Here is a 16014-nt window from a genome sequence, read left to right as displayed (position 1 = left end):
TTATCCTCTTTTCCATCTTGTACCTTGAGCGGTATCTTCTAAAATAATATTACGGTCTTTTAAGTCATCGCGAATTTGATCTGATAATGCAAAATCACGATTTTTACGAGCTTCAATGCGTTTTTGAATAAGTGCCTCAATTTCTTCATCAAGCAACTCTTCTTGCGCTAATTCTAACCCTAAAATATCAAATAATGTTTCAAGTTGTTTTACGTATGCTTCAATTACCACTGTAGACGTATGTTCTTCCAGTAAATATTGATTCGCATGATTTGCCACATTATATAACTCAGTGATTGCATTAGCAGTGTTGAAGTCATCATTCATCGCTTCTTCAAATGCAGTCTGGAATTTTTCCAGTTCCGCTAACCATTTCTCATTATGGTCTGTTAAATCAGTACTACTTTCCATACGGTGTTTTAAGTTACCGTAAGCCGTCTTAATTCTTTCCAGTCCGTTATTTGTGCTTTGTAATAACTCTTCACTGAAATTAATTGGATGACGGTAATGTACCGATAGCATAAAGAATCTAATTAACTGCGGATTATATTGCTTAATGATATCGTGAACTAAAATAAAGTTCCCCAATGACTTAGACATCTTCTCATTATTAATATTAATATATCCATTGTGCATCCAGTAACGTGCAAATGTTTTTCCAGTTAACGCCTCAGACTGCGCAATTTCATTCTCATGATGAGGAAATGCTAAGTCTTGACCACCAGCATGAATATCGATTGTATCTCCTAAGTATTTACGTGCCATTGCCGAGCATTCAATATGCCAGCCTGGACGACCTTTCCCCCAAGGGCTTTCCCAGAAGATTTCTCCTTCTTTAGCATCTTTCCATAAAGCAAAATCAAGAGGGTCTTGTTTCTTTTCTCCTACTTCAATACGCGCACCGTGACGTAAGTCTGCGATTGGTTGATGCGATAATTTACCGTATCCTTCGAATTCCTTCGTTCTAAAGTACACATCACCTTCTGATTCATATGCATATCCTTTATTCACAAGTTCTTGAATAAATTCAATAATGATATCCATATTTTCCGTTACACGCGGATGAACTGTTGCGTGTTTGCAACCTAGTGCCGTTACATCCTCAAAGTACGCTTCAACGAAACGGTCAGCAATTGTCGGCACATCTTCACCTAATTCATTTGCTGCTTTAATTAATTTATCATCTACGTCAGTAAAGTTGGACACATACTGCACATCATACCCTTTATATTCTAAATAACGGCGTACCGTATCAAATACCATAGGTGGTCTTGCATTCCCAATGTGAATATAGTTATAAACTGTAGGTCCACACACATACATCTTTACCTTATTTTCTTCTAATGGAGTAAACTCTTCCTTTTGACGTGTTAACGTATTATAAATGTGAATAGTCATTTTTATCCTTCCTTTCTACCTTTACTTCAAGTTGTTTTTTCAATTTATCAAGTTCTACTTCCATGACCTTTAACTTATCAAAAATTGGGTCTGGAAGGTCAGAATGATTTAATTCTTGACCGATTTTTACTCCATTTTGAATAACGACTCGGCCAGGTATACCTACAACTGTAGAATGTGCAGGGACTTCTTTTAATACGACAGAACCTGCTCCAATTTTAGAATTCTCTCCAACTGTAATAGAACCTAGTACTTTAGCACCTGTTGCAATTAATACATTATCCTGAATTGTAGGGTGCCTCTTTCCCTTTTCTTTACCCGTACCACCTAATGTAACCCCTTGATAGATCGTTACATTATCACCAATTTCGCACGTTTCTCCAATTACAACCCCCATTCCATGGTCTATGAAAAAACGACGACCAATTGTTGCTCCTGGATGAATCTCAATGCCAGTAAAGAAACGACTAACTTGTGAGATCCAACGTGCAATAAAGAAGAAATTTTTTTTATAAAAAGCATGTGCAATTCGATGGGCCCAAACTGCATGTAATCCAGAGTAAGTCAAAATGACTTCGAAATAACTTCTTGCCGCTGGATCCTGTTCAAAAACGACTTCAATATCTTCCCGAAGCCTCTTAAACATCGACGTTCCCTCCCCTTTATGGGCTGCTTTTTCGAATGAACTAACTCCCTACTTATCTCCCTAAATCTTTATACACGTAGATAAAATTTATACTCATACCCAGTTTTACGGTATAAAAAAAGACGCCTCTGTCATATTGACAGAGACGCCTTATAAGCGCGGTTCCACTCTGTTTAGGCTAAAAAAGCCTCAAACTCATCTCTGATAACGGTGTACACCGCTTCTGCTTACTTTACGCCCTAAGACGTTTCGCAAAACAATTTACTGTTCAGCAGAAGACTCGAAGGGGCATTTCAAAAATCCGCTTATAAACCACTTCCAGCCTAAAGGTGGTTCTCTCTGTAAAAAGCCTGATTTTCTACTTCTCCTTCTCGTCGCTTTTCCTTATTAGGTTTTAAGTATACTTATTATATTTCTAAACCTAGAAAATGTTAACCAATTACTTTTTGAAGACGATTTAAAACTTTTTCTTTTCCAAGAAGTGCAATAGCATTCGGAAGCTCTGGACCATGTGTTTGACCAGTAGTTGCAACACGGATTGGCATAAATAAGTTTTTACCTTTATGACCTGTTTCCTTTTGAACTGCTTTAATAGCCGCCTTAATTGCTGCTGGTTCCATCGCTTCTAGTGCTTCTACTTGACCAGCAAATGCACGAAGTACTTCTGGTACTTGTTCACCTTTTAATACTTCTTGTCCTTCTTCTTCATAATCAACATGATCTTTGAAGAACATTTCAGAAAGCTCTACAATTTCAGCTCCAAAACTCATTTGTTCATGGTATAAAGCAATTACACCACGGATCCAATCTTGGTCTTGTTCACTTAAAGTTTCTCCCACACGTCCAGCTTTCACTAAATGCGGTAAACTTAACTCTACAACCGTATCTAAATCTTGCTTTTTCATATACTGGTTGTTCATCCATTTTAGTTTTTGAGAATCAAATAATGCAGGTGATTTTGATAAACGAGCTGCATCAAACATTTTGATAAACTCATCTTTAGAGAAGATTTCTTCTTCACCTACTGGTGACCAACCTAATAGCGCAATAAAGTTAAAGATTGCTTCTGGAAGATATCCAAGCTCTTTATATTGCTCAATAAATTGAATAATAGATTCATCACGCTTACTTAATTTTTTACGACTTTCATTTACAATTAAAGTCATATGACCGAATTGTGGGATATCCCAACCGAAAGCTTCATAAATCATCATTTGTTTTGGCGTGTTTGAAATATGATCATCACCACGAAGTACATGTGTAATTTCCATTAAGTGATCATCTACTGCTACCGCAAAGTTATAAGTTGGGATTCCATCTTTTTTCACGATAACAAAATCACCAAAATCATTTGAATGGAATGCAACTTCGTCTTTTACGATGTCTTTGAATGTGTAATCACGATTAGCTGGTACACGGAAACGAATACTCGGAATACGTCCCTCAGCTTCAAATTCTTTCATTTGTTCTTCAGTTAAATCACGGTGGTTACCTGCATAACGAGGTGTTTCACCACGAGAAATTTGTCCTTCACGCTCTGCTTCTAGCTCTTCTTCTGTCATATAACATTTGTAAGCTAAACCACGCTCTAATAAATCTAGATATAATTTTTTATAAATATCTAAACGCTCTGTTTGACGATATGGTCCAAATTCACCGCCAACATCAACACCTTCATCCCAGTCCATACCGAGCCATTTTAAGTATTTTAATTGGCTTTCTTCTCCACCAGCCACGTTACGTTTTACATCAGTATCTTCAATACGAATAATAAACTTGCCATCTAAATGACGAGCAAATAAATAATTAAATAATGCCGTACGCGCATTTCCGATATGTAAGTGTCCTGTTGGACTTGGCGCATAGCGCACTCTCACTTGCTTTTCCATAATTGGTACACCTTCCATTCTTAATGTCTACACATTCTATAATTGTACAACAAAAAAATGTGATTATCCATCTTACGAATTAAAAACCATTATTTTTTCTGTAATAATACCACTGCTTGAGAAGCAATTCCTTCTTCCCTACCTGTAAATCCTAATTTTTCTGTTGTAGTTGCCTTTACATTAATGTTATCTATAGACGTTTCTAACAGTTCACTAATACGTTTACGCATACTTTCAATATGCGGTGCCATTTTTGGCTTTTGAGCAATAATTGTACAATCTAAATTCCCTAACTCGTAACCTTGTTCACGCACAAATTCCCAAACTTTTTGCAACAATACAGCTGAATCTGCATCTTTAAAAGCTGGGTCTGTATCAGGAAAATGCTTTCCGATATCTCCTGCTGCAATGGCACCTAAACATGCATCAGCAATCGTATGTAACAATACATCTGCATCTGAATGGCCGATTAATCCTTTCTCGTGTGGAATTGTAATTCCGCCAATAATTAACGGTCTACCTTCTGCAAATTCATGCACGTCAAAACCTTGTCCAATTCGAAACATTCTTTACATCCTCCTTGAGCTAAACCACTGAGCTTTATGACTCTATATTATATCGATATCCTTACAAAGAAAAGCCCGGCCATTGCCGAGCTTTCCTTTGTTATACACCATCACGGCTATTTTTTCAGAACATGAAGGAAACTTTCAGCAATTAGTAAATCCTCTGGAGTCGTCACTTTAATATTATAGTAACTCCCTTCTACTACACCTACTTGCTTTCCAATACGTTCCACGAGACTTGCATCATCTGTACCAAGAAAACAGCTCTGTTTTGCACTTCTATGAGCTTCTAGCAAAAGAGAAACAGAGAACCCTTGCGGTGTTTGTACAGCCTTAAGCTGAGATCGTTCTACCGTTTCGACAACAACACCTTGCTCTACCTTCTTAACTGTATCCTTTACTGGCACTGCACAAATGGAAGCTCCATATTTTTCTGCTGCTGTTAATACATCTTGAATCACTTTATTCGTTACGAATGGGCGCGCTCCGTCATGTACAAGAACGTATTCAACACCACTCGCATGCTGAATCGCGTTATATACACTATCTTGTCTTTCGGCTCCACCCTGAATAAATTGTACCTGTTTTTCAATCGGATACTTCTGCATTAATTCTTCAAAATACGGGCGTTCCTCTTCGTTAATTGCCATAACAATACTTTTGCACGCTTTATCTCTTTCAAAAGCACGTAATGTATGAACGATAATCGGTACTTCATTTATAAGTAAGAACAACTTATTTTTGCCAGCACCCATCCGCTTTCCTTGGCCGGCTGCCGGAATAATTAATGTATACATATTAATAATCCTCTACCTATAATGCTTTTTCTAATAATTTACGTTTTGCGAAAATCATACGACCAGCTGATGTTTGTAATACGCTAGTAACCAGTACATTAAGTTGCGAACCTACATACTCTCTACCATCTTCTACTACAATCATCGTACCATCATCTAAGTACGCAACACCTTGGTTTTGCTCTTTACCATCTTTCACAACATAAACATTTAATTCTTCGCCAGGGAGTACAACTGGTTTAATTGCATTAGCTAAATCATTAATGTTTAACACTGTTACTCCTTGTAATTCAGAAACTTTATTTAAGTTAAAATCATTCGTTACTACAGTTCCACCGGTGATTTTTGCTAACTTTACAAGTTTGCTATCCACCTCTTGGATATCCTCGAAATCGCCTTCATAAATTTCTACCGGAATCGGCATCTCTTTTTGAATACGATTTAAAATGTCTAGTCCTCTGCGACCACGATTACGCTTTAAAGCATCGGAAGAATCGGCAATATGCTGAAGCTCTTCTAATACGAATTGTGGAATCACAATTGTTCCTTCCAAAAACTTCGTTTGGCAAATGTCAGCAATACGTCCATCGATAATTACACTCGTATCGAGAATTTTCCAATGAGTCGTAGATTTTTCTGCTTCTGCCTCTTCGTTCTCGCTATTATTTTTCTTCTTACCTCCGCGTTGGGGTAATGTAAATAATCCTAGCAATTCATTCCTCTTTTTAAATCCTACTTGGAATCCTAAATATCCAAGTAAAAGAGTGAAGAACACTTGCAATACCGTACTAATAACCGGAATTGTAAATTCACGAATCGGTATTAAAATTAAATATGCAACAATAAGACCAGAGATCAATCCTAATGTACCAAATAAAACATCTGCTACAGGCGCCTTTACAAGAGCCTCTTCAATATGCTTAATAAGTTGAACAATATAATCTACAAGCCAAAATGTTGTTAAAAATAAAATAATTGCACCAATAATCGCACGAACATACGATCCTTCCAATAAAGGAACAGCACCGATGTCTAATACATTAATAACTTTTGGGATTAAGTAAATCCCTAACGCTCCCCCGATCACTAGAAAGAAGAGCTGTACGATCCGTTTTAACATCCAACCACCTCCTACTCATTATTAACCATTGTTTCGCTAATCAAAACGCCGAATGCAAAAGCGGACGTGTTTTTTTATAAATAGTTTTATTTACCAATATATCATATCATATACCAAAAATGTTCTAGTGTCGTTATATTATGGAATCAATGTAATATTCTTAATTGTGTCTACTCATATATAGATGCTCTTGAATTCTTTTTAGGCCTTCTCGTATTTTCTTCGCCCTTACTTCCCCAATTCCTTCCACATCATCCAATTCATGAATAGTCGCGCGACAAACTCCTTGCAACGTTTTGAATCGATTAATTAAATTTTCAATGATAAGTGGCGGAACACGAGAGATTTTGCTTGTAATTCGATATCCCCTTGGCGTCACACTTTCTTCTAAACTGGTTTGCCCTGGGTAACCAAGTAATTTAACTAAATCACTATCCTCTAAAAGTTGTGTATTTGCAAGGTCCTGTAACTTTTTCAAAATTTGATGATGGTCTTGTGTTTTCTCCTGATGGTAATCTTTAATTAACAATGCTGCCTCTGCTTCTAAATCAGCTAGTAATTCTGTAAGCTGTAAACGAATTAACCTACCTTCTGTTCCTAGCTCATGAATATAGCTCAATATTTCATTTTTAATACGCAGTACCATTTCAACACTATGTAAAACGTGAACTACCTCAGACATTGTAACGACCTCTTCAAATTCTAGAATGCCCAAATTCGTAATACCATCATTCCATACAGCCTTATATTTTTCTAACGTTTGAATAGCTTGGTTTGCCTTTGTTAAAATAACCCCTATATCTTTTAGTGTATAACGTAAGTTCCCTTGATATAGCGTAATTACGTTACGTCTTTGTGAAATGGCCACAACAAGGCTGCCCGTCTGCTTCGCTACACGTTCTGCTGTTCGGTGACGCATACCGGTTTCAATAGAATCAATAGATGCCTCTGGAACTAACTGTGCATTCGCTATTAAAATTTTACTTCCCGTTTCATTTAAAATAAGTGCCCCGTCCATTTTTGCTAATTCATATAAACTAGCAGGAGAGAATGCACAATTAATGTGAAAACCACCATCCACAATACTTTTAATCTGCTCATTATATCCAAGAACAATTAGCCCCCCTGTTTGTGCGCGAAGTACATTATCTATCCCTTCACGCAGTGGTGTTCCTGGGGCCACGAGCTGTAAAATATTAATCATACTTTTGACACGTTGCTTATTTTCTTCCATAGCCTAGCCTCCTAATGTCAAACGAAGCGCTTCTCCTAAATTAGAAACACCTACAACCTCAATCCCATCCGGAATTGTCCATCCTCCTAAGTTTTTTCTAGGAATAATAACACGTTGAAATCCTAATTTAGCCGCTTCTTGTACACGTTGTTCGATTCTTGATACTCTTCTTATTTCTCCAGTTAATCCTACTTCTCCTATTACTGCATCAGTTGGTGCCGTAGATTTATCCCTAAAACTTGAGGCTATACTTAAAGCCACTGCTAAATCAATTGCCGGTTCGTCTAATTTCAAACCACCAGCTACTTTTAAATATGCATCTTGATTTTGCAATAGTAAACCTGTTCTTTTTTCTAATACTGCCATAATAAGCGAAACACGGTTATGATCAATTCCCGTCGCCATTCTTCGAGGATTTCCAAAACTAGTAGGGGAGATTAATGCTTGTATTTCTACTAAAACCGGTCTTGTTCCTTCCATTGAAGCAACTACTGTTGATCCTGCAACACCAACCGGCCTTTCCTCAAGGAAGATTTCAGAAGGATTTAAAACTTCCGCAAGACCAAGCTCTTTCATTTCAAAGATACCCATTTCATTCGTGGAACCAAAACGGTTCTTCACAGCCCGTAAAATACGATACGTATGGTGTCGATCTCCTTCAAAGTAAAGAACTGCATCTACCATATGTTCTAACATACGAGGTCCTGCAATTGCTCCTTCTTTTGTCACATGCCCGACAATGAAAATAGGGATTCCTTTTGTTTTTGCAAGTTTCATTAATTCCGCTGTACATTCACGTACTTGTGCCACACTTCCTGGTGCTGACGTCACTTCAGGTAAATGTATCGTTTGAATAGAATCAATAACAACAAAAGCTGGATTCATCTCTTCAATATGTGCTGCAATACGCTGCAGGTCTGTCTCTGCTACAACAAATAGATTGCTACCCTTTACATGCAAACGATCTGCACGAAGTTTAATCTGCTTTGCCGACTCCTCACCCGATATGTATAATACATCATATGAAGAATCTGCTAATTGTGATGAAATCTGTAATAGTAATGTTGATTTTCCAATCCCAGGGTCTCCACCAATAAGCACTAAGGACCCATCTACAATTCCACCACCAAGCACACGATTAAACTCTTGAAATTCCGTTTCAATACGTGCCTCAGACTTTGTTTCTACTTCGGTAAGACGTCTTGGTTTTGTTACTTCCGTTTGAATTGCATTCGCGTAATTAAGGCGCCTAGATGATACAACTGGCTCCATTTCTTCAACAAGTGTATTCCATTGACCACATCCAGGACATTTACCCATATATTTTGGTGACTGATAACCACATTCTTGACATATAAATTTCGTTTTCTTTTTAGCCATACCTTTTTATAGTTCACTTCACTTTCGTCTATAAACGTTTATCCTTCTCGTACAAGAAAGAGGGCTATCGCGTAGCCCTCTTTGTTTGTCTATACTTATTTTACCTTTTCCGCACTATGAATGACAAATGATTCTCCTTCTACATCAAAGATAACTTTTTGTCCTTTCTCAATAGCACCTTTTAAAAGTTCTTCTGATAGTCTATCTTCTACATGTTTCTGAATTGCTCTGCGAAGTGGACGAGCGCCATACTCACGATCAAATCCTTTATCTGCAATAGCTGAAATTGCCCCTTCCGTTAAGTGCAATTCGATTTCTTGTTCTTTTAAGCGATTAACTAACTGATTTACCATAAGAGTTACAATCTCTTGAATATGTTTTTTCTCAAGCATATGGAATACGATAATTTCATCAATACGGTTTAAGAATTCTGGACGAAATGCCTTTTTCAGCTCATCCATTACTTTACCTTTCATATCCGAATAATCACGGCTTTCATCTTGTACATTAAATCCAAGATGTTTGTTACGTTTTAACGCCTCGGCACCAACGTTAGACGTCATAATAACAATCGTATTACGGAAATCAACTGTACGTCCTTTAGAATCTGTTAAACGACCATCTTCTAATACTTGTAGTAAAATATTAAACACATCCGGATGAGCTTTCTCTACCTCATCTAATAAGACAACTGAATATGGCTTGCGACGAACTTTCTCTGTTAATTGTCCACCTTCTTCATATCCAACATATCCTGGAGGAGAACCAACTAAACGGGAAGTAGAATGCTTCTCCATGTATTCTGACATATCGATGCGAATCATTGCATCTTCATCACCGAACATAGATTCTGCTAGTGCTCTTGCAAGTTCTGTTTTACCTACACCTGTTGGCCCTAAGAAAATAAATGAACCAATTGGGCGCTTCGGATCTTTTAATCCTGCTCTTGCACGACGAACAGCTTTTGCTACAGCTACTACTGCTTCATCTTGACCAATCAAACGATCATGGAGAATGGATTCTAAATTTAATAATTTATCAGTCTCTGTTTGTGCAAGTTTAGAAACTGGGATACGTGTCCATGTAGAAACGACATTTGCAATATCTTCTACCGTAACCTCTGAATTTTCTTTTCCTTGTTGCTCTTTCCATTGACGTTTTGTATCTTCTAACTTCTCACGTAAGCGTTGCTCCATATCACGTAAGGATGCAGCCTTTTCAAATTCTTGACTTTGTACAGCTGCATCTTTTTCTTTTCGAATCTCCTCAAGCTTCACTTCAAGCTCTTTTAAGTTTGGTGGTGTTGTATAAGAACGTAAGCGAACTTTTGAAGCAGCTTCATCAATTAAATCAATTGCTTTATCTGGTAAAAAGCGATCTGTAATATAACGATCTGAAAGTTTTACAGCTGCATCAATAGCGTCATCTGTAATAGATACACGGTGATGCGCCTCATAACGATCACGTAAACCTTTCAAGATTTGAATCGATTCTTCTAAACTTGGCTCATCAACATGAATTGGTTGAAAACGTCTTTCTAAAGCCGCGTCTTTTTCAATATATTTACGATACTCATCTAAAGTTGTTGCCCCAATACATTGTAACTCTCCTCGTGCTAACGATGGTTTTAAAATATTCGATGCATCGATTGCACCTTCTGCTCCACCTGCACCAATTAATGTATGAAGCTCATCAATAAATAGAATAATATTGCCTGCTTGGCGAATTTCATCCATCACTTTCTTTAAACGATCTTCAAATTCACCGCGATATTTCGTTCCAGCTACCACTGTACCCATATCTAGTGTCATAACACGCTTATCTCTTAAAGTTTCAGGAACTTCATTATTTACAATTTGCTGTGCTAATCCTTCTGCAATTGCCGTTTTACCTACACCAGGCTCACCAATTAATACTGGGTTGTTTTTCGTTCTACGGCTTAATACCTCAATTACACGTTGAATTTCTTTACCACGTCCAATAACAGGGTCTAAGCGATTTTCACGCGCAACAACTGTTAAGTCCCTTGCTAAACTGTCAAGTGTCGGCGTATTTGCATTTGATGCTGAACCACCTTGATGACCTGAACTAGCTTCATTACTTCCAAGAAGTTGTAAGACTTGTTGTCTTGCTTTATTTAGACTTACACCTAAATTATTTAAAACACGTGCGGCTACACCTTCACCTTCACGGATTAAACCGAGTAAAATGTGTTCCGTTCCAACGTAAGAATGGCCTAGCTTACGCGCTTCATCCATAGATAATTCAATAACCTTTTTAGCACGAGGTGTATAATGTACAGTTTGAGAAGCTTCTGTTCCACGCCCAATTAACGCTTCTACTTCTTTTTGAACTTTCTCTGGACTTAATCCAAGAGCAATTAATGCTTTTGCTGCAATTCCTTCACCTTCGCGTACAAGCCCAAGTAAAATATGTTCTGTTCCAATATTATTATGCCCAATACGAATTGCTTCCTCTTGAGATAAAGCTAATACTTTCTGTGCTCTTTCTGTAAATCTTCCAAACATCATAGAAATCGCCTCCTACTTGCGCTTAGTTTTTTTCAATACGTAATCGCTCACGGATTAAGGTTGCTCTTCGATAATCTCTTTCTTCTGGCCCTAAAGGTCCACCTGCGTATTGTTGTAAAATACCTGGTTGCGTAAGAACCATTAGCTCAGTCAAAATATTTCTCGATATACCTTTTATATATCCTAGATCAATACCAAGTCGTACATCCGATAAGCAATTGGCTGCTTCTGCAGATTGAATTAAACGACTGTTTGCTAGTATGCCGTAAGAACGATAAACCTTATCTTCAAGTTCAATACTTGAATTTTGTACAATTAATTCTCTAGCTATTTTTTCTTGCTGTATAATTTGTTGAATGACACTCTTTAAATCTGCAATAATATCTTCTTCAGACTTTCCTAGCGTCATTTGATTTGAAACTTGAAATATATTACCTAACGCTTCGCTACCTTCACCGTATATTCCTCTTACTACTAACCCTAATTTTTGAATTACTTGTATAATACGGCTAATTCTTTTTGTTAAAACCAGTCCCGGTAAATGAATCATCACAGAAGCTCTTAACCCTGTGCCAACATTAGTAGGACAACTTGTAATATATCCAAGTGACTCATCAAAAGCGTATTCAACTTCTTTCTCAATCCAATTATCTATTTGATTGGCGCTTTGAAGCGCCTCTGATAACTGTAATCCTGAAAATAGGCACTGAATCCGAATATGGTCTTCTTCATTAAGCATAACACTAATATGTTCACTTTCTGACAGTAGACATGCTCCATATTCTGTCCCTGCAAGATTTGGACTAATTAAATGCTTTTCGACTAAAACTCTCCTTTGAAGAGGGGTTAATTCATTCATCTTTAATAGTCCAAATTCCCCAAAGGACCCTACTGCTTTATTTATAAATTTCTTTTTGAATAATTCATGAATCTGTTTAGCTTCTTCTTCGTTTTGCATAGTGGAAAATTGATATTGTTTAAAATTACGAGCCAAACGAATTCGACTACTTAAAACAATATCAGAATCAGGGCCATCCCCCTTCATCCATGGACTAATTGCTTCGTTCATAATTTTGTCCAGTGACATAGAATTATTCCCCCTCCCTATGCTCACTAAGCTGTATTTCAAGACCTCGGATTTTATCCCTTACCTCTGCAGCTTTCTCAAATTCCTCTTTCTGTACGTATTGTTTCAGAATAAGTTTTAGTTCATCTAATTCTTTCTTTAAGTGGATATTTCCTTCTATACGTTCCGGAATTTTTCCACAATGTTCTGTATGCCCACCGTGAAGGCGTTTTAATAATGGCTTTAAATGCTCCTTAAATGTATCGTAACAAGAAGAACAGCCAAAACGTCCGACTTTTGTAAATTGTTCATATGTCATCTTACAATCTGGACACCTTACTATATCTGCATTTGAAAATCCATTTTTTCCTTCTTCAAACATTGTTGATTCACCGTGTAATAAACCAGCAAATAAATCATGAAATGAAAAGTTAGACTGCGATGATTGAAAGAAAGACGTATAGCCACTTTGCTCTGCACATTGCTCACAAAGATGAACTTCCGCCTTCTTCTCGTTAATTACTTTTGTATAATGTAAAGTTGCTGGTCTTATGTTACAGTTTTGACAAGTCATCACTATCCCCACCTTTACAACAGGAACGCTCTATCTCATGGTACTTTTCATACATTACTAGATTGTTCGCTTTCCTGAATCCATTTAAATAAAAGTGCATGTTCTTTTTCAAAACTTCTACAATATTTAACTGCTTTATCTTAGTTATCAATCTTTTACAAAAGTTATATTTATTTATATTTCAGTGTTCTTAACATTGCGCATAATATTCGAGCCCTAAGTTCATCTCGAGAAGGAACATCCATTGATAATACAGAACGGTCTATTACACTTAACATCAGTTTCGCTTCACGATTTGTTATGATTCCCTCTTCTATTAAACGTATAATCATACTTTCTGCATTCCCTTGCGCAACGCTATGATCAATCATATGAAGCATTTGATCAATAATGTCTATATCATCATGCAGTTTGACTTTTATAATGCGAATGTAACCTCCTCCACCACGTTTACTTTCTACTACAAATCCTCTTTCTAACGTAAAACGGGTATTGATTACATAATTGATTTGAGATGGTACGCACTCGAATCGATCCGCAATCTCATTTCTCTTGATTTCAATCACATTATTATTACTTAAGTCAATAACTTGCTTTAGATATTGCTCAATGATATCAGATATATTTCTCATTTATCCGCCACCTTTATTGACTTTGACTATCTTTGACTTTAATTATATACGTATTAATAAAATTTGCAACTCTTTTGCTTATTCACTATCCTAGCCACATTCCCTTGTATTTAAACAAAATATGAATACTTTAAACACATTTTTTATTACTATGGATTATAAAATAAAACACGAAAAAACACGAGTCATTTGACTCGTGTTTTAGTTGCTTGGCGACGTCCTACTCTCACAGGGACAAGGTCCCAACTACCATCGGCGCTAGAGAGCTTAACTTCCGTGTTCGGTATGGGAACGGGTGTGACCTCTCTGCCATCATCACCAAACTATGAAGGCATATTCCTTCAAAACTAGATAACATTGCTACATATTATATGGTTAAGTCCTCGATCTATTAGTATTCGTCAGCTCCACATGTCACCATGCTTCCACCTCGAACCTATCAACCTGATCATCTTTCAGGGATCTTACTAGCTTACGCTATGGGAAATCTCATCTTGAGGGGGGCTTCATGCTTAGATGCTTTCAGCACTTATCCCTTCCGCACATAGCTACCCAGCTATGCCCTTGGCAGAACAACTGGTACACCAGCGGTGCGTCCATCCCGGTCCTCTCGTACTAAGGACAGCTCCTCTCAAATTTCCTACGCCCACGACGGATAGGGACCGAACTGTCTCACGACGTTCTGAACCCAGCTCGCGTACCGCTTTAATGGGCGAACAGCCCAACCCTTGGGACCGACTACAGCCCCAGGATGCGATGAGCCGACATCGAGGTGCCAAACCTCCCCGTCGATGTGGACTCTTGGGGGAGATAAGCCTGTTATCCCCGGGGTAGCTTTTATCCGTTGAGCGATGGCCCTTCCATGCGGAACCACCGGATCACTAAGCCCGACTTTCGTCCCTGCTCGACTTGTAGGTCTCGCAGTCAAGCTCCCTTATGCCTTTGCACTCTACGAATGATTTCCAACCATTCTGAGGGAACCTTTGGGCGCCTCCGTTACACTTTAGGAGGCGACCGCCCCAGTCAAACTGCCCACCTGACACTGTCTCCCGGGTCGATAAGACCCGTAGGTTAGAATTTCAATACAGTCAGGGCGGTATCCCACCAGCGCCTCCACCGAAGCTAGCGCTCCGGTTTCAATGGCTCCCGCCTATCCTGTACAAACTGTACCAAAATTCAATATCAGGCTACAGTAAAGCTCCACGGGGTCTTTCCGTCCTGTCGCGGGTAACCTGCATCTTCACAGGTACTATAATTTCACCGAGTCTCTGGTTGAGACAGTGCCCAAATCGTTACACCTTTCGTGCGGGTCGGAACTTACCCGACAAGGAATTTCGCTACCTTAGGACCGTTATAGTTACGGCCGCCGTTTACTGGGGCTTCAGTTCAGAGCTTCGCTTACGCTAACCCCTCTCCTTAACCTTCCAGCACCGGGCAGGTGTCACCCCCTATACTTCGCCTTACGGCTTCGCAGAGAGCTGTGTTTTTGCTAAACAGTCGCTTGGGCCTATTCACTGCGGCTTTCCGTTAAGAAAGCACCCCTTCTCCCGAAGTTACGGGGTCATTTTGCCGAGTTCCTTAACCAGAGTTCTCTCGCACACCTTAGGATTCTCTCCTCGCCTACCTGTGTCGGTTTGCGGTACAGGCACCTTTTATCTCGCTAGAAGCTTTTCTTGGCAGCGGGGAATCAAAGACTTCGCTCCATAAGGAGCTTCCCCATCACAGCTCAGCCTTCACGATAAGCGGATTTGCCTACTTATCAGCCTAACTGCTTGGACGTGCACAACCAATCGCACGCTTCTTCTATCCTTCTGCGTCCCTCCATTGCTCAAACGATAAAGAGGTGGTACAGGAATATCAACCTGTTGTCCATCGCCTACGCCTGTCGGCCTCGGCTTAGGTCCTGACTAACCCTGAGCGGACGAGCCTTCCTCAGGAAACCTTAGGCATTCGGTGGACGGGATTCTCACCCGTCTTTCGCTACTCATACCGGCATTCTCACTTCTAAGCGCTCCACCAGTCCTTCCGGTCTGACTTCACTGCACTTAGAACGCTCCCCTACCACTGATACCATTGGTATCAATTCGCAGCTTCGGTGGTGTATTTAGCCCCGGTACATTTTCGGCGCAGAGTCACTCGACTAGTGAGCTATTACGCACTCTTTAAATGGTGGCTGCTTCT

12 protein-coding genes, 2 rRNA genes and 1 other annotated feature (1 of these 15 only partly in view) are annotated in these 16014 nt (G+C 38.8%); all 14 genes read right to left on the bottom strand.

Translation table 11 applies throughout. The features are described from left to right. Entirely contained in the window at positions 1–1398 is a 1398-nt protein-coding gene (gene cysS / locus N2V79_RS00545) for a cysteine--tRNA ligase (RefSeq protein WP_000152273.1), read from the bottom strand. Continuing rightward, complete coding sequence (gene cysE, locus N2V79_RS00540) at positions 1379–2044, bottom strand: serine O-acetyltransferase (protein ID WP_000476500.1); 666 nt, start codon at positions 2042–2044, stop codon at positions 1379–1381. The genes cysS and cysE overlap by 20 nt, the downstream gene beginning before the upstream one ends. 138 nt (positions 2045–2182) lie before the next feature. Then, positions 2183–2428, bottom strand: a binding site (T-box leader). 47 nt (positions 2429–2475) lie between these two features. Further along, positions 2476–3933, bottom strand: coding sequence for a glutamate--tRNA ligase (gltX, locus tag N2V79_RS00535; protein ID WP_000415150.1), 1458 nt, complete (start codon positions 3931–3933; stop codon positions 2476–2478). Positions 3934–4022: 89 nt separating this feature from the next. Continuing rightward, on the bottom strand, positions 4023–4499 hold the full coding sequence (gene ispF, locus N2V79_RS00530; RefSeq protein ID WP_000488386.1) for a 2-C-methyl-D-erythritol 2,4-cyclodiphosphate synthase: 477 nt from the start codon (positions 4497–4499) through the stop codon (positions 4023–4025). Positions 4500–4615: 116 nt separating this feature from the next. After that, positions 4616–5296: a 2-C-methyl-D-erythritol 4-phosphate cytidylyltransferase gene (gene ispD, locus N2V79_RS00525; RefSeq protein WP_053565450.1), complete on the bottom strand. Its 681-nt coding sequence runs from the start codon at positions 5294–5296 to the stop codon at positions 4616–4618. Between the two features lie 16 nt (positions 5297–5312). Next, entirely contained in the window at positions 5313–6416 is a 1104-nt protein-coding gene (locus N2V79_RS00520) for a PIN/TRAM domain-containing protein (protein WP_053565451.1), read from the bottom strand. A gap of 160 nt (positions 6417–6576) precedes the next feature. Then, positions 6577–7650, bottom strand: coding sequence for a DNA integrity scanning diadenylate cyclase DisA (disA, locus tag N2V79_RS00515; protein ID WP_000392164.1), 1074 nt, complete (start codon positions 7648–7650; stop codon positions 6577–6579). 3 nt (positions 7651–7653) lie between these two features. Beyond that, positions 7654–9030: a DNA repair protein RadA gene (gene radA / locus N2V79_RS00510; protein WP_001085199.1), complete on the bottom strand. Its 1377-nt coding sequence runs from the start codon at positions 9028–9030 to the stop codon at positions 7654–7656. Between the two features lie 95 nt (positions 9031–9125). Continuing rightward, positions 9126–11561 (bottom strand): ATP-dependent protease ATP-binding subunit ClpC, encoded by a 2436-nt coding sequence (gene clpC / locus N2V79_RS00505; RefSeq protein WP_000971170.1) that lies wholly within the window; start codon positions 11559–11561, stop codon positions 9126–9128. Between the two features lie 22 nt (positions 11562–11583). Continuing rightward, a complete protein-coding gene (locus tag N2V79_RS00500; protein ID WP_000050836.1) occupies positions 11584–12648 on the bottom strand; it encodes a protein arginine kinase in 1065 nt (354 codons plus the stop codon). A gap of 4 nt (positions 12649–12652) precedes the next feature. Next, a complete protein-coding gene (locus N2V79_RS00495) occupies positions 12653–13201 on the bottom strand; it encodes a UvrB/UvrC motif-containing protein (RefSeq protein ID WP_000128385.1) in 549 nt (182 codons plus the stop codon). Between the two features lie 170 nt (positions 13202–13371). After that, on the bottom strand, positions 13372–13833 hold the full coding sequence (gene ctsR / locus N2V79_RS00490; protein ID WP_001244560.1) for a transcriptional regulator CtsR: 462 nt from the start codon (positions 13831–13833) through the stop codon (positions 13372–13374). A gap of 207 nt (positions 13834–14040) precedes the next feature. Further along, positions 14041–14156 (bottom strand): 5S ribosomal RNA (rrf, locus tag N2V79_RS00485). Positions 14157–14204: 48 nt separating this feature from the next. Then, positions 14205–16014, bottom strand: a 23S ribosomal RNA gene (locus tag N2V79_RS00480) (it continues 1112 nt past the right edge of the window).

Origin of the sequence: Bacillus sp. CH_70 (genome assembly GCF_038007045.1) — a bacterium.
GTDB lineage: Bacteria > Bacillota > Bacilli > Bacillales > Bacillaceae_G > Bacillus_A > Bacillus_A cereus.
This window is presented reverse-complemented; position numbering and strand designations above follow the sequence as displayed.